Below are 18,207 nucleotides of genomic sequence, written 5' to 3' on the forward strand. Positions count from 1 at the left end.
TCCCACTTGTGGTCAGTCGGAGAGGCCCGCATCGACCAAAAGTGGGACAAGGGGCTTAGCGGGTCAGGGTCAGCGGATGCCGCGGGCGGCCGCGCGCGAACAAATCCCCTCCCCCGTCTCCTCCCACCCCCTTGTCCCACATATAGGGGTGCATGTCCCAGATTTGGTCAGTCGGAGAGGCCCGCACCGACCAAAAGTGGGACAAGGGGCTTAGCGGGTCAGGGTCAGCGGATGCCGCGGGCTGCGAGCGCGTCGCCGAGGTCGTCGGCGTGACGCAGGGCGACGACCAGGAACGGCAGCGTCCCGCGCAGGAGCGACGGACGGAGGCCCCGGGCGCGCTGGGCGTCGCGCACCTCCGCGGTGTGGCGGGCGAGGACGGGGATCGTCGTGAGCGTCACCATCCACAGCAGGGCGACGCGCGCCGGGTCGACGCCGACGAGACGCAGGGGCCGCAATCCCCTCTCGAGCGCGTCGAGCATCGCGGAGACGGGCGTCGTGAGCGGCACCACCCCCGCCACGAGCACGGCCGCCGCCACGCGCGCGGTGTTCGCCGCGGCCGGCTCGAGCCCGAGGAAGATCAGCTGGCCCGCCGCCGTGATGGCGATCATCCAGCGGAGCGCCCACGCCTGACCGGCGAGCACGCGAAGCCCCTCTCCGACGCCCATTCCTGCCGCGGCATACACCGCGAGCGGAACAGCAAGCGCGATCGGGACCGTGATCCACACCGCCGGCAGCGCCGCGACGACGACCGCCACGACCGCGAAAAGGGCGAGCTTCGGGCCCGCCGGCATCCGGTGCATCCATCCCCCGCCGGGGCGGTACATCGTCAGCACGCCAGGGCGCTCTCGTAGGCGTCGACGACCATGTCGGATGCACCGGATGCCACGACCCCGCCGTCCGCGAACAGCACGGCGTTCTCGCACCGGCGTGCCAGGGCGAGGTCGTGCGTGACGACGATGAGCGCGTGCCCGGTGTCGGCGAGCAGGTGGTCGGCGACGGCGCGGGCGTTGCGCGCGTCGAGGAAGGCCGTCGGCTCATCGGCCACGACGAGGTCGGGCCCGCGTACGAACGCACCGCACAGCGCGAGGAGCTGCTTCTGGCCCCCGGAGAGGTCGTGCGCGGGACGGTCGGCGAGAGCTTCCAGGCCGAAGCGTTCGAGCGTCGCGGCGACGCGGCGGTTTCGTTCCTCGCGCGAGAGGCGGAGGGGACGGAGCGAGAGCGCGACATCCTCCGCGACGGTGGGCATGACGATCTGCGCGTCGGGGTTGCTGAGCACGAGGGCGACGCGACGGCGCAGGTCGGCGGCATCCGTCTCCGGATCGAGACCGAGGACGCTGAGCTCGCCTGACGCGCGCCGCACGAGTCCGGCCACAAGTCGGGCGAAGGTCGACTTGCCCGAGCCGTTGTCGCCGATGATCGCGATGGTTCGGGCCTCGAGGTCGAGGGAGATGTCGTGGAGCACCTCTCTGTCGCCCAAGCGGGCGGTCAGCCCGCGGCAGCGGAGGACGGTCACCGGACGACCTCCCTCTCGCCGAGGCGGACGGCCCGCCCGCGGCAGCGCAGGACGCTCCCCGCACGACCTCGCCCTCGCCCGGCCAGCCCACGGCAGCGCAGGACGCTCACCGCACGACCTCGAAGACCGCGGCGACGCCGAGACCACCGCCGACGGATGCCGCGGCGAGGCCCAGGGTTCCCGCCGGCGCCCCCGCGCGGACGAGCCGCGAGAACAGGCGCACGACGGCCACCGCCCCGCTCGCTCCCCACGGGTGCCCCAGCGCCAGTGCACCACCGTCGGCGCACACGCGGGAGTCGTCGTCGGGCAGGCCGAGGCGGGACAGCACCGCGATGCTCTGCGCGGCGAACGCCTCGACGAGCTCGATCGCGGCGATGTCGGCGAGGCTCCTCCCCGCCTGCGCGAGGGCGGCCTCGATCGCGGGCGCGGCGCCGATACCGGGGAGGGCCGGGTCGCACCCCACGACGGCGGCGGCGCGGATCGCGAGTCCCGGCGCCGATCCGGCGGGGGCGACGACGACCGCGGCCGCTCCGTCGCCGATGCGGGTCGACGTCGCGGCGGTGACCGTGCCCCCGTCCACGAGCGGCGCGAGACGTGCCAGCGCGGCGGCTGGCGCGCCGACGCCCTCGTCGCGGTGCACTCCCGCCACGGGCATGATCTCGGCGTCGAACCGGCCGTTCGCCCGCGCGGTCGTCGCGCGCGCGTGGCTTCGCTGGGCGTACGCGTCCTGCCGCGCGCGCGAAAGACCGTCGTGAGCGGCCAGGTCGTCGGCGGCGCGCAGCATGTCGGGGTCGGCGAAGCCCGCGGGAGCGAAGGGGGCTCGGGCGTAGGGCACTCCGTCTCGCACCCGGACTGGAGCGGTCGAGGCGCTCTCCACCCCACCCGCCACGCGGATCCGACCGTCGGCGCGCGTCGCGTGAGCGGCATCCATGATCGCCGCGAGTCCGCTCCCGCACTGCCGGTCGACGGTGCCGCCGGGCACGGCGAATCCGAGCCCGGCGGCGAGCGCGGCGATACGGCCGAGGTTGCCGCCCGGCCCGGTGCAGTTGCCGAGGATGACGTCTGCGATCGAGGGCGCTCCGGCGTCGGCGACGGCAGCGGCGACCACGACAGCCCCGAGCGTTCCGGCGTCGACACGGGCGAGGCCGCGCCCCCGCACCGCCAGAGGGCTGCGACGGGCCGCGACGATGACGGGATCAGTGTCGGTCGGCACGGTCGCTCTCCATGAGTCGCGCCACCTCGGCGCGCGCCGGCTTGCCCGAAGGCGTCCGGGGGATGTCTCCGAACGCCCATTGCCGCGGGCGATGAGCGGGGGCGAGCAGGGCGGCGGCCGCGGACCGGACCGCGACCGGGTCGGCATCCGTTGTCTCGACGAACGCGGCCACCAAGGCACCCACGCGCGGGCGCGGCATCCCGAACACGACGGCGTCGCGCACGCCGGGGATCGAGCGTAGAACCTCCTCGACCTCGTGCGGGATCACGGTCGCCGAGGCGCTGAGGATCGCGTCGTCGGCCCGGCCGTGCAGGTGCAGGCGTCCGTCTCGCAGCTCCGCGCGATCGCCGACGGTGGCCCAGGCCCCGTCGCGGCGCAACGGGCCCTCCGCTCCGAGATAACCGGATGCCACGAACGGCGAGCGGACCCACACCTCGGCGCCCCGCACCTCGAGATCCACCCCCGGGAAGGCGCGCAGCCCGTCGCCGGTGTCGAGGGCGACGAACGACAGCTCCGCCGCCCCGTAGTACGAGACGACCCGCACGCCGGCGGCTTCGGCGCGTACCCGCAACGACGGGTCGAGGTGCGAGCCCCCGACGAGGGCCGCACGCATCCGCGGGAGGGAGCCGTCGTCGAGGACGGCGCGCAGACCCTCGGGCGTCGCGTGCAGAAGCGTTGCGGACGGGTCACGGCCGAGAACCGGACGCGGACCACCCTCGAGCGCGTGCGCGAGCGAGAACAGGGTCAGCGACGACGACGCCGGGGCGGGGAGCGCCAGGACATCATCCGGCCCTGCTCCCAGGAGCGCACTCACAGCCGCGAACGAGTCCGTCCACGACGCGGCCGTCCGCCGCACGATGCGCGGGGCGCCGCTGCTGCCCGAGGTCAGGGTCGCCCAGGCCGTGGCATCCCTTTCCTCGATCCCGGATGCCACCCGCTCCACGCCCGCGCGCTGGTCGGCGCTCCAGCGCGGATCGGCGATCAGCACGGCGTCTCCGGCGGCACGGGTCGCGGCGATCCGCTCGACGAGCTGCGGAGCGCCGCCGTCGAGGACGACGATCACGCCGGCGCAGCCGCGGGCGTCGCCGCGGGCTGCGTCCACGCGCGGCGGAACCCCCGGGGGTACGCCCGCACGAGGGCCGCGACGACGGCGGTGGCGAGCGCGGCCTTGAGCAGATCGCCGGGCACGAAGACGAGGCTCGTCAGTGCTGTCTCGCCGAGCGGAAGGCGCGTCACCGCGCTCTGCACCGGGATGCCGATCGCATAGATCGCCACGACACCGCCCGCGACCATCGCGAGAGCCGTGCGCCAGACGACGGGCCGCCGTCCTCCCGCGTGCACGAGGAGACCCACGACGATCGCACCGAGAATCCAGCCGAGCGCGTAGCCCGCGGAGGGGCCGAGGAAGACGCCGATGCCGCCGCGCCCTCCCGCGAGTAGGGGAAGGCCCGCCGCCGTGAGCGCGAGCACCACGGTCACCGAGAGGGCGCCGAGCCAGGGACCGAGCACGGCTCCGGCCAGCATCACGCCGAGCGTCTGGGCGGTGATGGGCACCCCGCCGAACACGGGGAAGCTCCCGGGGAGTCCCAGCACCACGATGAGCGCGGCGAAGACGGCGACACGGGCGAGGTCGGTGGCATCGAGGGTGCGGTTCATGGGCGCGCCTTTCCTGAACGGTGTTCACCTGAACAGCGTTCACTATACTCAGACGCATGGCTCCCCGAGGACACTCCGCCGACGACGTCGCCCGCGCCGCCCTGCGGATCCTCGACGATCACGGACTCCCCGACCTCACGATGCGCCGGCTCGCGACGGCACTCGAGGTGCAGCCCAGTGCGCTGTACTGGCACTTCCCGAACAAGCAGACCCTGCTCGCGGAACTCTCGGACCGCATCGTCGGGCGGATGGCATCCGGGACCCCCGATGACCTGCGCGTCGAGGCGCACGCGCTGCGCGACGCGCTGCTCACGTACCGCGACGGCGCCGAGGTCGTCTCGAGCACCCTCGCGCTCGGCCTCGGGTCGACGCTGGCGCACGATCGGCTGACCGCCGCGGTCGCCGCCGCCGGGTTCGACGCCGACACCGCGCGCCGCGGCGCGACGACCGTGCTGCACTACGTGCTCGGCTTCGTCTGGCACGAGCAGCAACGCCTGCAGTACGACAGCCTCGGCGCGCGCGAAGGCGCCTCGGGCCTCGAGAGCGACGACTTCGCCTTCGGCCTCGACCTCATCGCCGACGGGCTGCGGGCGCGGGCTGGCGCGGGGCCGCTGTCGTAGGGGTGGGGGTGCGCGCGTGGGGGTGCACGCGCCGGAGTGGGGCCGCGGCCGGGCATCCGGCACCCATAAACGCCATCCGCTCACAGAAACACGCTGTGCACGCGTTTATGCGCGCGAACAGCGTTTATGCGCGCTCGCTCGGGGACGCGCAAACAGCGTCTATGCGCGCCGGCGCGGAGCCGCGCGGACGCCCGCGCGCACGCGACGACCGCGCGGCGCGGCGCGCACCGTTGCCCCCGAGCGGCGGCGGCAAGGCCTCGCGCGGTCAGCGCATCTTCACGTCGCCGAAGAGCCGAGCGATCGGCGCCAGGACGCGCGGTCGCGCGGCCACCCATCCCGCGGCCATCACGAGCAGGGATGCCGCGAAGATGAGCAACCCGGTCGGGTCGCTTGTGAAGGCGTCGGGGTCGACCGCGCCGCGGGCGGCGTACATGTGATTCAGGTTGCGCAGGGCTCCGGTGGCGAGCACGAGGCCCACGTGCACGACGATGAACGCCACGAAGAACAGCATCGTCGGGAAGTGCACCTTGCGCGCCCACTCCACCGGGTACAGACGGTTGAGCCGCGCGGCATCCTTCGGCCAGACGCCCGAGAGCCGCACGCCGCTGAGGATCGCGAGCGGCGCGGCGACGAACGTGATCGCGAAGTACGACAGTTGCTGGAGGCTGTTGTAGTTCACCCAGCCGTTCTCGGTGGGCCAGTCGAGCGAGACGTATTGAAGCGCGGCGGACAGCGCGTTCGGGAAGACCTCCCACGACGTCGGAACGATCCGCATCCATTGCCCGGTCGCGAAGAGCAGCACGACGAACACGACACCGTTCGCGATCCACAGGATGTCGACCGCCTGGTGGAACCACAGCGTCAGACTGATGCGGCGCTTCTTGTTCTTCCGCGGGGACCAGAAGGCGGACGGCCGCTTCTCACGCCGCACCTGCCATCCCGTGCGGATGATGAAGAGCAGGAAGAAGCTGTTGAGGAAGTGCGACCAGTTCAGCCACACGGGCAGCCCCACCGGCGCCCCCTCGGGAAGGGGGTACTCGCCCGGGAAAGCAGCGAGGAAGTCGCGCCCCGGTTCGAGAGCGAGGACGAACCGCGCGAGCAGCACCGCGATCCCGGCCAGCGCGAGCGCGAAGACTCCGAGCACGACCGTCGAGCCGAGCCACTGCAGCGGCGTGTAGGGGCCGATGCGCTGCGGTTCGGCCTTTGCGGGGCGAGGTGCGGATGCCGCGACGCCCGGCCACACCGTCCTCGGCACCGTGAGGGGCGGGCGAGGCGCGGGCGACGCGGCCGCAGATTCGGAAACCGCCACCGGATTCGGATCGATCTCGCCACTGCGTCCGAATCTGACGCCACTCTCCGAATCCACGCGCGCAGTGGCATGCGGCCACGGCTCGCCACCCGGAACGCGAGGCAGACCCCGCCGCACCGCCGACGCGGGCGGGGAGCCCACGGCATCCGGATCCACGACAGGCTCACGCCCGGAACCCGCGGAATCCACGAGACCGGCCGCGCTCTGCGAGGCCGCCCCGTCCGCAGATCCGGAAACCGTCACCGGATCCGGACCGATCCCACCGACGCGTCCGAATCTGACGCCACTCTCCGAATCCACGCGCGCAGTGGCATGCGGCCACGGCTCACCACCCGGAACGCGAGGCAGACCCCGCCGCACCGCCGACGCGGGCGGGGAGCCCACGGCATCCGGATCCGAAAGAGGCTCACGCCCGGAACTCGCGGAATCCGCGAGACCGGCCGCGCTCCGCGAGGCCGCCGCGTCCGCAGATCCGGAAACCGTCACCGGATCCGGATCGATCTCACCGATGCGTCCGGATCTGCCGCCATTCTCCGAATCCGCGCGCGCGGTGGCCGACGGCCACGGCTCGCCATCGCCCCGCGCGCCCTGCCCCGGCGCAGCATCCTCCACGGAGATCTCGTCCCCCGCCTCGGACGCGCCGGAGACCGCGGGCGGCCAGGGCTCCCCGCCGGGGACGCGCGGCAGCCCGCGACGCGGGGTGCGGGGTGTGGACGCCATCTATTTCTTCGGAGCCTCGAGCGCGCTGATCAGTTGCGGGACGACGGTGAACAGATCTCCGACGATACCGAAGTCGGCGATCGCGAAGATCGGCGCCTCGGGGTCTTTGTCGACCGCGACGATGGTGGTAGCGGTCTGCATCCCGGCGCGGTGTTGGATCGCCCCCGAGATTCCGAGCGCGATGTACAGCCGCGGAGACACGGTCACGCCCGTCTGTCCGACCTGCGCAGCGGCCGGAACGTAGCCGGCGTCGACCGCCGCGCGCGATGCGCCGACCGCGGCGCCGAGCACGTCGGCGAGCTGCTCGACGAGCGCGAAGTTCTCGCGCGAGCCCACCCCTCGCCCGCCGGCCACCACGATGCGCGCCCCGCGCAGCTCGGGGCGCGACGACGGCGCCGCGGTCTCGGAGAAGCTCTCGACACGACCCGCCGGAACACCGGATGCCACGACCTCCAGCCGCTCGACGACGACGGGCTGCGCGTCGAGGCGCTCGGTGACCGCGCCGGGCCGCAGGGTGGCGACGAGCGGCCCGAAGGTGGGGGCACCCTCCACCGTGAACGCCCCGCCGAAGGCGGAATGCCGCGCCACGATCCCGAGCTCGTCGCGATCAAGCCCGACCACGTCGGCCGCGAGCGGCAACCGCAGACGCGCGGCCAAGCGGGCGATGGCGTCACGCGATTCGACGGAGTTCGACGCGAGCACGAGGTCGGGGCTTTCGCGCGCGACCGCCGCGGCGAGCGCGTCGACCACGGGAAGGGTCAGGGCGTCGGAATCGGCGTCAGCGGTGAGCACGCGCACCGCGCCGAGACCGGCGGCCTCCTCCGCGGCACGCGGCGGTCCCACGATGACGGCGACCGGCTCCCCCACCCGGCCGGCCGCGGCCAGCAGCCCCGCGGATGACGCGGCGAGCGCCCCGTCCGGCATCGCTTCGAGCAGCACGAGCGCGACGGTCATCGCAGCACCCCCTCGTCGGCGAGGAACGCGGCGAGCTTCTCCGCAGCATCCCCCTCGTCGGTGATCTTGACCCCCGCCTCGCGGGGCGGACGCTCGGAGACCGACAGCATGATGTACCGCGGCACGGCGGGATCCTCGGGCTCGACGCCGAGGGCCGTGGCATCCACGGTCTCGTACGGCTTCTTCTTCGCCGCCATGATGCCTTTGAAGGTCGTGAACCGCCCCTCGGGCATCGCCTCGGTGATCGAGACGACCGCCGGGAGCGCGGCCGACACCCGCATCGTGCCCGCGTCACTCACACGCTCGCCGGCCACCGAGTCGTCGCTCAGCTCGAGGGTCGACAACGCCGTCAGGTTCGGCACACCGAGCACCTCGGCGACCATCGCGGGCAGCACGCCGCCACCTCCGTCGGTCGAGAGGTTGCCGGCGATCACGAGGTCGAATCCGGCGCGCCGGATCGCCGCGGCGAGCACGTCGGCGGTCAGCAGCAGATCGGCCCCGCGCAGCGCATCGTCGACGACGTGCACGGCAGACGTCGCTCCCATCGCGAGCGCCTTGCGCACGGTGGCCGCGGCCGACGCCGGCGCCATCGTCAGCGCGATCACGTCGGTCCCCGGGTGCGTGTCGGCGAAGGCGAGCGCGGCCTCGACCGTGCGCTCGTCGATCTCGTCGAGCACCGGCGTCACGCCGGCCCGGTCGGTCAGACCGGTCTCGAGGTCGAGCCGGCGCTCGCCCCACGTGTCGGGCACTTCTTTGATCAGCACCACGATCTTCATCGACGCGGCTCCTTCGTTCGGGGGATGGACGCCACGGCCTCACGGCCACGGACACGTTCACGGATGCCGCCCGCGCGGTACCGTGAAACGCGAGGAGGACCCATGACGCGACGACTGCCCGTCGACCCGATCGCCGAAGCCAAGCGCCAGTGGCTCGCGCACGGCTGGGACGACGCCGCCGACGGCATGACGGTCGTGACCTCGGTGATCCGGGCGCACCAGTTGCTCATGGCATCCATCGATCGGGCGCTGAAGCCCTTCGACCTGTCGTTCTCGCGCTTCGAGATGCTGCGGCTGCTCGCTTTCACGCGGGAGGGACGGATGCCGATGGCCAGCGCGATCGCCCGACTGCAGGTGCATCCGACGAGCGTCACGAACACGGTCGAGCGGCTGACCCGCGACGGGCTCGTCTCACGTGAACCGCACCCCACCGACGGACGTGCGGCGCTGCTCGCCCTCACCGACGAGGGGCGACGGCGGGTGGACGAGGCCACCGCCGCGCTGAACACCGTGTTCGCGGATCTCGGGCTCGTCGACGACGACGCGACGGCGCTCGTCCGGATCATCGCGCGCTTCCGCAAGGGGGCCGGCGACTTCGCCGATCCCGCTCCGGTGCCCGACCCGCTCTGACGTGGGCCCGTAGCCGCGCGTGGTGCGGCCGATCGAGCGGGGTTCCGTCGCGTCGTCTCGATCATCGGTGGGTGAACGACGGTGCCCGCTTCTCGCGGAACGCCGCCATCCCCTCCTTCTGATCGGCCGTGTCGAAGAGACCGGCGAACGCCTGGCGCTCGAAGCGGAGGCCCTCGGCGAGAGAGGTCTCGAGCGCGGCGTCGAGCGCGGCCTTCGCCGCGTAGAGGGCCGGGAGCGGCTTCGCGGCGATCGTCTCGGCGACCGTCTGCGCCTCCTCGAGCAGGTCGGCCCCGGGCACGACGCGCGACACCAGCCCCACCCGCTCGGCCTCGACAGCGTCGATCATCCGGCCGGTCAAGACGAGTTCGGCCGCCTTGTAGTACCCGAGAGCCCGCACGAGCCGCTGCGTCCCGCCCATACCCGGGATCACGCCCAGCTGCACCTCGGGCTGGCCGAACCTCGCGCGGTCCGAGGCCAGGATCACGTCGCACATGAGCGCGAGCTCGCAGCCGCCGCCGAGGGCGTAACCCGAGACCGCGGCGATCACGGGCGTGCGAACGGCCGCGAACCGTGACCAGCCGCCGAAGTGATCGGTCAGGGTCATCTCGACGCTGGACTTGCCCTCCATCTCCTTGATGTCGGCTCCGGCCGCGAACGCCTTCTCGCTTCCGGTCACGACGATCGCGCCGACGCCCTCATCGCCGTCGAAGGCCTCGGCCGCAGCGACCACCTCGTGCATGGTGCGCGAGTTCAGCGCGTTCAGCGCCTCGGGGCGGTCGAGGGTGATCCAGCCGACACGGCCCCGCTGCTCGACGCGAATCGTCTCGTACCCGGCATCCTGATCCGTCATGTCACTCCCGTTCTGTCGGCGCGGACGATCCCGCTCTGGCATGCTTTCACGCTCCCCCGACATCGCCGAGGGACTCGAGTCACGCGGCCAGGACGCTCCGACCGACGATGAGACGCATGATCTCGTTCGTGCCCTCGAGGATCTGGTGCACGCGCAGATCGCGGACGACCTTCTCGATGCCGTAGTCCTGCAGGTAGCCGTAGCCGCCGTGCAGTTGCAGCGCCTCGTTCGCGACGCGGAACCCGACGTCGGTCGCGAATCGTTTGGCCATCGCACAGCGGGTCGCCGTGTCGGGGTCTTTCGCGTCCAGGGCCGTCGCCGCATCGCGCACGAGTAGGCGCGCGGCCTCGAGCTCGGTCGCCATGTCGGCCACCGCGAAGACGACGGACTGCTTCTCGGCGAGCGCCTCGCCGAAGGTGAAGCGCTCGTGGACGTAGGCGATCGCGCGGTCGAGGGCCCAGCGCGCCCCGCCGATCGAGCAGGTGGCGATGTTCAATCGGCCGCCGTTGAGCGCCGTCATGGCGATCGAGAAGCCGCGGCCCTCTCCGCCGAGGAGGTTCTCCGCGGGCACACGCACCTCGTGCAGCACCACCTGTCGCGTGGGCTGGGCGTTCCAGCCCATCTTCTTCTCGTTCGGCCCGAACGACAGCCCGTCGGCGTCGGCGGGCACGAGGAAGGCGCTGATCCCGCGGGCGCCCGGCTCTCCCGTGCGCGCCATGACGACATAGACGGATGCCTCGCCCGCACCCGAGATGAACTGCTTGACGCCCGTGAGCACGTACGTGTCATCGTGGCGGATCGCCGAGGTGGTGATCGCCGCCGCGTCCGATCCCGCGCCGGGCTCGGTGAGGCAGTAGGCGCCGAGGTCGTCCATCGCGACGAGGCCGGGCAGCCACCGGTCGCGCTGTTCCGATGTGCCATAGGCGTCGATCATCCACGCGACCATGTTGTGGATCGTGATGTACGCGGTCACGGTGGGGTCGCCGTAGGCGAGCTCCTCGAAGATCGCGACGGCGTCGCGGCGCGACAGGCCCGCGCCCCCGACGTCGTCCTGCACGTACACGCCGCCGAGGCCCAGCTCTCCCGCGCGGCGCAGGACATCGCGGGGGAAGTGCTTCTCGGCATCCCACTCCAGACTGTGCGGGGCGAGCTCGGTCGCGGCGAAGTCACGGACGGCTTCGAGGATGGCTTCGCGCTCGTCGGCGGACAGGGCCGAGGCGTCGAGCGCGGGAGCAGGGGTGGTGTCCATGCGGCTCTCCTTCGTGGGGCGACGGCGTCGTCGCTCCCGCCAGAATAGCTGGACGTCCTACTAATTGGTAGGGGAATCTACTAACCCGCCGCCACCCCGAACAGCGACCCCACCAGGTACGTCGCCCCCAGCGCGAGCGCCCCGCCGATCACCGTGCGCAGGATCGAGCGGCCACGACGCGCGCCCCCGATCCACGCCGCCACGTATCCCGTGATCGCGAGCGCGACGAGCACCGCCGCGAAGGTCAGGGGAACCCTCACCTCCACCGGCGCCAACAGGATCGTCGCGAGAGGCAGCAGCGCCCCGATCGTGAACGCCACCGCCGAGGCCAGCGCGGCGGTCCACGGACTCACCACGTCGTCGGCGTCGATGTTCAGCTCGATCGACAGGTGCGCTTTCAGGGCATCGGATGCCGTGAGCTCGGTCGCCACGCGGGTCGCCGTGTCGCGCGTGAGCCCCTGGGCCTCGTACAACCCGACGAGCTCGGCGAACTCGGCATCCGGATCCTCCGCGAGCTCGCGGCGCTCCTTCTGGATGAGCGCCCGCTCGCTGTCGCGCTGGCTCGAGACCGAGACGTACTCGCCGAGCGCCATCGACACGGCGCCGCCGACGAGAGCCGCGAGCCCGGCGACGAGCACCGGCCCGACCTCGCTCGTCGCTCCCGCCACGCCCACGACGACCGCGGCCGTCGAGACGATGCCGTCGTTCGCGCCGAGCACCCCCGCGCGCAGGCCGTTCAAGCGTTGGGCGAGGCCCTGGCGATGCGGTTCGTCGGCGTGGGCACCGGAGAGCTCCGTCATGCGCTCAGAGTAGACCGCGACGCGCCGGAGCGGGCGCGCGTGCGAGCGTTCGCCTCTCGTTCACCCGAGCGTCACGGACCGCGGCCAGACTCGGCGCGTCCGCCGCCCCCGCGGCGTCCGGTGTGCCGCCCCCGCGGCGCGTCGATCCCCTGCCCCGAGGACACAGCCATGCCTTCGCCCTTCCTTCGCCGTACCGTCGCGCTGACCGCGACGACCGCGGCTGTCTGCGCGCTCGCGCTCTCGAGCGCCACCGCGGCATCCGCCGCGATCGTTCCCGACCCGATCCGTGACGCTCCCGCCGACAGCACGGTCAGCCTCCGCCCGATCGGCACCTACGAGACAGGCGTGTTCGACCAGTCGGCCGCCGAGATCGTGCACGCGTACAAGAACCGCCTGTTCGTCGTGAACGCGCAGGCCGGTGCCGTCGACGTGCTCGACATGAGCAGCCCCACGGCGCCCACGAAGCTGTACTCGATCACGGGGACGGGCGTGGCGAACTCGCTCGCGGTGCGCGCCGACGGCCTGGGCGTCATCGCCCTCGAGGACGCCGACAAGACGGCGCCGGGCCGGCTGGTGTTCTTCGACGCGGATGCCGCCGAGCCGACCGTGCTGGGCCAGGTCACCGTCGGAGCGCTTCCCGACATGGTCACGATCTCGGCCGACGGCACGGTCGCCGTCGTCGCGAACGAGGGCGAGCCCGCCGACGACTTCTCGGTCGACCCCGAGGGCTCGGTCGGGATCGTCACGCTCCCCGCCGAGAAGGCGGCGCCGAGCCAGGATGCCGTGCGCACGGCCGGCTTCGGAGCCTTCGAGCAGGGTGGGTCGAAGACCCTCGACCCCGCCGTCCGCGTCTTCGGCCCCGATGTCGCCGCCCCCGACCAGGGCGACACCCCACTCGCCGCGAACCGCGTGAGCCGCAACCTCGAGCCCGAGTACGTCGCGATCGCCGGAGGGACCGCGTACGTCGCCCTGCAGGAGGCGAACGCGATCGCGATCGTCGACCTGGCGTCGGCGGAGGTCAGTGGCATCCGTCCCCTGGGGTACAAGGACTACGGCGTCGAGACGCTCGACGCGAGCGACCGCGACCCCGAAGATGCCCCGACCTACAACGAGAAGAGCTACCCGGGCCTGTTCGGCATGTACATGCCCGATGGCATCCAGGCGTACGAGGCGAACGGCGAGACCTACCTCGTCACCGCCAACGAGGGCGACGGCCGCGAGTGGGGCGACTTCAACGACACCGCCCGCGTGAAGGATCTCGGTGAGGACGGTCTCGCGCCCGTCTGCGCCGACAGCCCGCTGGCCGGCTCGCTCGACGACGCGGACCTCGGTCGACTCAACGTCGCGACCGACATGGGCCTGAGCGCCGACGGGACCTGCTACTCGGAGCTCTACACCTTCGGCGGCCGCGGCTTCTCGGTGTGGAACACCGCGGGCGAGCAGGTCTTCGACTCCGGTGCCGACTTCGAGCGCATCACGCACGACGCGGACCCCGACTTCTTCAACTCGAACCACTCGGCCTCGAACCTCGAGGGCCGCAGCGACGACAAGGGCCCCGAGCCCGAGAACCTCGCGATCGGCGAGGTCGACGGGCGCACCTACGCGTTCATCGGTCTCGAGCGCGTCGGCGGCGTGATGACCTACGACATCACCGACCCGACGAAGGCCGCCTACGCGGGATACGTCAACAACCGCGACTTCTCGGTGTCCATGGAAGACCAGCTCACCGGAGACGAGACCGCCGACCGCGAGCTGCTGTCGAAGGCCGGCGACCTCGGTCCCGAGGGCGTGGACTTCATTCCCGCTGACGCATCCCCCACGGGTCGACCGCTCGTCGCCGTCGGCAACGAGGTGTCGGGCACCACGACGCTGTTCGAGGTCTCGAACCCGACGGTGAAGAACATCGACATCCTGACGGTCAACGACTTCCACGGCCGCCTCGAAGCGGGCTCGCAGGGCGAGGCCGGCGCGGCCGTCATCGCGGGCGCCGTGAAGGCCAAGGAAGCCGCCAACCCGAACACGCTCTTCGTCTCGGCGGGTGACAACATCGGCGCGTCGACCTTCACCTCGCTCATCCAGAACGATTCGCCGACGATCGACACGCTGAAGGCGTCCGGTCTCGACGTGTCGGCCGTGGGCAACCACGAGTTCGACCGCGGCTTCGCCGACCTCACCGACCGGGTGCTGCCCGAGTACGGCGGCGGCGAGTACGGTCTCGGCGCGAACGTGTACAAGAAGGGCACGAAAGAGCCCGCGCTCGACGAGTACGCGATCAAGGACGTCGACGGCGTGCGCGTGGCCTTCATCGGCACCGTCACCCCCGACACCGCGACCATGGTCGACCCGGCCGGCATCGCCGACGTGGAGTTCGGCGACCAGCTCGAGGCCGCGAACCGCGTCGCCGACGAGATCACGAGCGGTGACCTCGCCGACGTGATCGTCCTGCTGACGCACTCGGGCGCCGCGGTCTCCGACGACTGCGCCGCGATCACCGCCGACCAGTCCGGCTTCGGCAACCTCGCCGTCAACGCCTCGCCCGAGATCGACGCGATCGTCTCGGCGCACACGCACCAGACCTACGCGTGCGACCTTCCCGTGGCAGGTACCGACCTCACCCGCCCGGTGATCCAGGCCTACGAGTACGGCAAGGCCATGGGCCAGCTGTCGCTCACGTGGGACACGCGCACCGACTCCCTGGCATCCATCACCGGAACCACGTTCCCGCTCGCGGGGGCTTTCGCTCCGGATGCCGAGATCGAGGCGAAGGTCGCGGAGTACGTCGCACAGGCCGACGTCATCGGTGCGAAGCCCGTCGGCGAGATCAGCGGCGACATCCTGCGCGGCGGAACCCCGTCGGGAGCCGACCGCGGCGTCGAGTCGTCGATGGGCAACTGGGTCGCCGACGTGTACCTGTGGGCGACGTCGGAGAACCCCGCCTACGCCGGGACGAAGGCGCGAATCGCGCTCATGAACCCCGGTGGCCTGCGCGCCGACCTGCTGAAGGGCGACGACGGGGTGGTCACCTACAAGGAGGCCGCTCTCGTGCAGCCCTTCGCCAACACCCTCGTGACGGTGACGCTGACGGGCGAGCAGCTGCGCGGCATCCTGAACGAGCAGTGGAAGGCCGAGGGCGATCGACCGAAGCTGCACCTCGGGGTCTCGGAGGGCTTCTCGTACACCTTCACGCAGGACCCGACGAACCCGCGGGTGGGCTCGGTCGTCTCGATGGCCTACCAGGGCAAGCCGATCGCCGACACCGACACGTTCACGGTCGTGACGAACTCGTTCCTCGCGAACGGCGGCGACGGCTTCCCGACCTTCGCGGCGGGAACCGACCGCACCGACACCGGACAGATCGACCTCGACGCGACGCTCGCGTACTTCGAGGCGACCCCCGTGGTCGACCCGGCTCCGCTCGGACGGGCCGTGCTCGCCTCCGACGCGACGCCGGGCGAGGACCCCGGCGCCGAACCGACGCCCGCGCCCGCCGCACCCGGACAGCCGACGAGCCCCGGCGGCAAGCTCGCGAACACCGGTGTCGAGGCACCGTGGGGCGTGGCCCTCGCGGGCGGGTTCCTCGTGGTCGCGGGCGGCCTCGCCTTCGCCCTGCGGCGGCGGCGCACGGTCTGACGCTTGACCTCGGAACGGCCCTCACCCTCGCGAGTGGGGGCCGTTCCTCTGTGCCCGGTGGGGGGTGTCGGGAGGGTCGCCGGACGGTGCGGTGCCGTCGGGCCGTCAGGCCGTCGGGCCGTCAGGCGGAGTCCCTCCCCGACACGCCGACCCCATGGCCCCGCCCACGGCGTGTCCGCGCCGAACTCCGCGCGACGGCACGGACCCGGACGGTACCGGACCTCACGCCGAGCGGAGACTCACCCGGACCCCGGATGCCGCGGGGCCGACGTTCCAGACCTGGCCGGAGCCGTGCACGGCGGTGTCTCCCGAAACGATGAGCGCCGTGTGCTCGTCGATCGCGACGCCCTCGGCGATCAAGCCCGCATCGACCGCGGCGACCAGTCGCGACACGGTCCCCCACTGCGCCGCGTGCACATCCACGGCGAACGGAACCAGTCCCAGGCCGTCCCGCACCTCGAGCTCATCGAGCTCCTCACCGGCATCTTCGGATGCCACCTCCACACCCCGCAGCAGGTACCCGCCGACGAGGGCACGTTCCGGCGCGATCGCCGCACCGGCCGAGAAGCCGGCATACGGCATCCCTCCCTCCACACGGGAGCGGACGGCGTCACGGATCGGAACGAAGGCCTCGTGGTAGGCCGGGGTCAGACCGCCGCCGACGAAGATCGCATCGGCCTCGATCGCCTCAGGGGTGAAGGTCTCGCCCTCGACGATCGCCGCGACGCGGACATCGGTCGCGCCCGCGGCCTCGACGACGCCGCGGAACCGCGCGACCGAGCTCTCGTCGTCGGCCTCGAGAACGAGCAGCACGGCGATGACCGGCTCACGGCCCGCGGCGTGCTCGCGCGCTTCGGCCACGAAGGTCTGCAACAGGGCACCGCAGCGCGCGACGTCGCGCCCGCCGCCGAGAAGGTGAACACTCATCCGCCCAGTATCCCGCTCAGAGGAACGGATGCCGCGGGCCCGACCGTCCGGCGGAGTTCGTGCCCGACACGCCGCCAGAGGCCAACACGCCACGGCGTGGCCCCCACGAACTCCGCACGACGGCCGCCGGACGACAGGGCCGAATGGACGCCGTCAGTACCGCCGCAGCAGCGCCGCGAGCGCCTGACCGCCGCCGATGCACATCGTCACGACCGCGTACTCGAGGTCGCGGCGCTGCAGGTCGAGGGCGGCGCGGACCGTCAGGATCGCGCCCGTCGCACCGACCGGGTGGCCGAGGGCGATCGCGCCGCCGTACGGGTTGACCCTCTCGGGATCGAGGCCGGCGTCGCGGATCACGGCGACCGCCTGAGCCGCGAAGGCCTCGTTCAGCTCGATCACGTCGATGTCGGCGGGGCTGAGCCCGGTCTGCTCCCAGAGCCGCCGCAGGGCGAGGACGGGCGCGTATCCCATGATCTCGGGGTCGACACCGGCCGTCGTCACGGCCTCGAGGGTCGCGAGACCTGCCAGCCCACGATCGCGCACGTCGTCCTCTCGCATGAGCACGGTCGCCGCCGCGCCGTCGTTGATGCCCGAGGAGTTGCCCGCCGTCACCGATCCGTCCTTTTCGAACGCGGGTCGCAGCCCCGCCAACGCTTCGAGAGTCGTCCCCGGACGCGGGTGCTCGTCGACCGAGACCTCGACCGGATGCTTTCCGCCGGTCGTCACCGGCACGATTTCCTCCGCGAACGCCGCGCGCGCGGCATCCGTCGACGCCCGTCGCTGGCTCTCGACCGCGAAGGCGTCCTGCTCCGCGCGGGAGACGGAGTACCGGGATGCCACGACCTCGGCCGTCGTGCCCATGTGCCGGCCGCTGAAAGGGTCGGTGAGGATCGCGAGGGTTCCGTCGAGGAGCGTGCGGTCGCCGAGACGAGCGTTGCCGCGGGCGCCGTACTCGAGGAACGGCGTGCGCGACATGCTCTCGTCGCCGCCCGCGACGGCGACATCGATCCCGCCCCAGCGGAGTTCTTGAGCCGCTGACCAGATGGCCTGGAGGCCCGAACCGCAGAGGCGGTTGACCGTGAAAGCGGGGACCCGAGTGGGAAGCCCCGCGGCGAGCGCGACGCGGCGGGCGTTGTAGGCGTCGGGGCCGTTCTGCGCGATGCAGCCCATGACGACCTCGTCGACGTCGGCGGCGGCGACTCCCGCTCGGCGCAGGGCCTCGGTCACGGCGACCGCCCCGAGCTCGTACGCGTCGACGCCCGAGAGCGAGCCCGCGAAGGAACCGATGGGCGTCCGCGCGCCCGAGACGATGACGATGCGCGATTCTGACACGTGTGCACAGTACGGGAGTGCTGTGCGC

At 72.2% G+C, this 18,207-nt stretch carries 16 protein-coding genes; 3 read left to right on the plus strand and 13 right to left on the minus strand.

Translation table 11 applies throughout. The features are described 5' to 3' along the window. Nucleotides 1–224 precede the first annotated feature (224 nt). From ACMW4R_RS01130 to ACMW4R_RS01150, 5 genes are all read right to left on the minus strand, one after another. Nucleotides 225–833 carry a CbiQ family ECF transporter T component gene (locus tag ACMW4R_RS01130; RefSeq protein WP_418298903.1) on the minus strand — a complete coding sequence of 203 codons (609 nt, stop codon included), beginning with the start codon at nucleotides 831–833 and terminating at the stop codon, nucleotides 225–227. Continuing rightward, on the minus strand, nucleotides 827–1,513 hold the full coding sequence (locus ACMW4R_RS01135; protein ID WP_418298904.1) for an energy-coupling factor ABC transporter ATP-binding protein: 687 nt from the start codon (nucleotides 1,511–1,513) through the stop codon (nucleotides 827–829). Before ACMW4R_RS01135 ends, ACMW4R_RS01130 begins: the two co-directional genes overlap by 7 nt. A 106-nt stretch (nucleotides 1,514–1,619) precedes the next feature. Further along, the gene (locus tag ACMW4R_RS01140) at nucleotides 1,620–2,726 is read right to left on the minus strand and encodes an acetyl-CoA C-acyltransferase (RefSeq protein WP_418298905.1); all 1,107 of its coding nucleotides are present in this window, start codon (nucleotides 2,724–2,726) and stop codon (nucleotides 1,620–1,622) included. Then, complete coding sequence (locus tag ACMW4R_RS01145) at nucleotides 2,710–3,828, minus strand: AMP-binding protein (RefSeq protein ID WP_418298906.1); 1,119 nt, start codon at nucleotides 3,826–3,828, stop codon at nucleotides 2,710–2,712. The genes ACMW4R_RS01140 and ACMW4R_RS01145 overlap by 17 nt, the downstream gene beginning before the upstream one ends. After that, complete coding sequence (locus ACMW4R_RS01150; protein ID WP_418298907.1) at nucleotides 3,786–4,382, minus strand: biotin transporter BioY; 597 nt, start codon at nucleotides 4,380–4,382, stop codon at nucleotides 3,786–3,788. The genes ACMW4R_RS01145 and ACMW4R_RS01150 overlap by 43 nt, the downstream gene beginning before the upstream one ends. Nucleotides 4,383–4,438: 56 nt before the next feature. Between ACMW4R_RS01150 and ACMW4R_RS01155 the strand changes: the two genes are divergently transcribed. Beyond that, nucleotides 4,439–5,002, plus strand: coding sequence for a TetR/AcrR family transcriptional regulator C-terminal domain-containing protein (locus ACMW4R_RS01155; protein WP_058597718.1), 564 nt, complete (start codon nucleotides 4,439–4,441; stop codon nucleotides 5,000–5,002). 265 nt (nucleotides 5,003–5,267) lie between these two features. On the opposite strand, the gene ACMW4R_RS01160 is transcribed toward ACMW4R_RS01155, so the two are convergent. The 3 genes from ACMW4R_RS01160 to ACMW4R_RS01170 form a co-directional block, all read right to left on the minus strand. Further along, the gene (locus tag ACMW4R_RS01160; protein WP_418298908.1) at nucleotides 5,268–6,311 is read right to left on the minus strand and encodes a cytochrome b/b6 domain-containing protein; all 1,044 of its coding nucleotides are present in this window, start codon (nucleotides 6,309–6,311) and stop codon (nucleotides 5,268–5,270) included. Nucleotides 6,312–7,031: 720 nt separating this feature from the next. Next, entirely contained in the window at nucleotides 7,032–7,985 is a 954-nt protein-coding gene (locus ACMW4R_RS01165) for an electron transfer flavoprotein subunit alpha/FixB family protein (protein ID WP_418298909.1), read from the minus strand. After that, the gene (locus tag ACMW4R_RS01170) at nucleotides 7,982–8,761 is read right to left on the minus strand and encodes an electron transfer flavoprotein subunit beta/FixA family protein (RefSeq protein WP_418298910.1); all 780 of its coding nucleotides are present in this window, start codon (nucleotides 8,759–8,761) and stop codon (nucleotides 7,982–7,984) included. The genes ACMW4R_RS01165 and ACMW4R_RS01170 overlap by 4 nt, the downstream gene beginning before the upstream one ends. A 102-nt stretch (nucleotides 8,762–8,863) precedes the next feature. On the opposite strand from ACMW4R_RS01170, the gene ACMW4R_RS01175 reads away from it, so the two are divergent. Next, complete coding sequence (locus ACMW4R_RS01175) at nucleotides 8,864–9,391, plus strand: MarR family winged helix-turn-helix transcriptional regulator (protein WP_418298911.1); 528 nt, start codon at nucleotides 8,864–8,866, stop codon at nucleotides 9,389–9,391. A 61-nt stretch (nucleotides 9,392–9,452) separates the two neighbouring features. Here ACMW4R_RS01175 and ACMW4R_RS01180 read toward each other — a convergent pair whose 3' ends face one another. From ACMW4R_RS01180 to ACMW4R_RS01190, 3 genes are all read right to left on the minus strand, one after another. Next, on the minus strand, nucleotides 9,453–10,241 hold the full coding sequence (locus ACMW4R_RS01180; RefSeq protein WP_058597723.1) for an enoyl-CoA hydratase-related protein: 789 nt from the start codon (nucleotides 10,239–10,241) through the stop codon (nucleotides 9,453–9,455). 79 nt (nucleotides 10,242–10,320) lie between these two features. Then, nucleotides 10,321–11,490: an acyl-CoA dehydrogenase family protein gene (locus ACMW4R_RS01185; RefSeq protein WP_418298912.1), complete on the minus strand. Its 1,170-nt coding sequence runs from the start codon at nucleotides 11,488–11,490 to the stop codon at nucleotides 10,321–10,323. A gap of 80 nt (nucleotides 11,491–11,570) precedes the next feature. Further along, nucleotides 11,571–12,290, minus strand: a complete 720-nt coding sequence (locus tag ACMW4R_RS01190; protein ID WP_058614879.1) for a VIT1/CCC1 transporter family protein — start codon at nucleotides 12,288–12,290, stop codon at nucleotides 11,571–11,573. Between the two features lie 168 nt (nucleotides 12,291–12,458). Here ACMW4R_RS01190 and ACMW4R_RS01195 point away from each other — a divergent pair, with 168 nt between their 5' ends. After that, complete coding sequence (locus ACMW4R_RS01195) at nucleotides 12,459–15,920, plus strand: choice-of-anchor I family protein (protein ID WP_418298913.1); 3,462 nt, start codon at nucleotides 12,459–12,461, stop codon at nucleotides 15,918–15,920. Nucleotides 15,921–16,142: 222 nt separating this feature from the next. On the opposite strand, the gene ACMW4R_RS01200 is transcribed toward ACMW4R_RS01195, so the two are convergent. Together ACMW4R_RS01200 and ACMW4R_RS01205 are read right to left on the minus strand one after the other, a co-directional pair. Continuing rightward, a complete protein-coding gene (locus ACMW4R_RS01200; protein ID WP_418298914.1) occupies nucleotides 16,143–16,847 on the minus strand; it encodes a Type 1 glutamine amidotransferase-like domain-containing protein in 705 nt (234 codons plus the stop codon). Between the two features lie 153 nt (nucleotides 16,848–17,000). After that, nucleotides 17,001–18,179: a thiolase family protein gene (locus tag ACMW4R_RS01205; RefSeq protein ID WP_418298915.1), complete on the minus strand. Its 1,179-nt coding sequence runs from the start codon at nucleotides 18,177–18,179 to the stop codon at nucleotides 17,001–17,003. Nucleotides 18,180–18,207 lie beyond the last annotated feature (28 nt).

Source organism: Microbacterium sp. S1037 (assembly GCF_048381605.1).
Classification (GTDB): Bacteria; Actinomycetota; Actinomycetes; order Actinomycetales; family Microbacteriaceae; genus Microbacterium; species Microbacterium testaceum_B.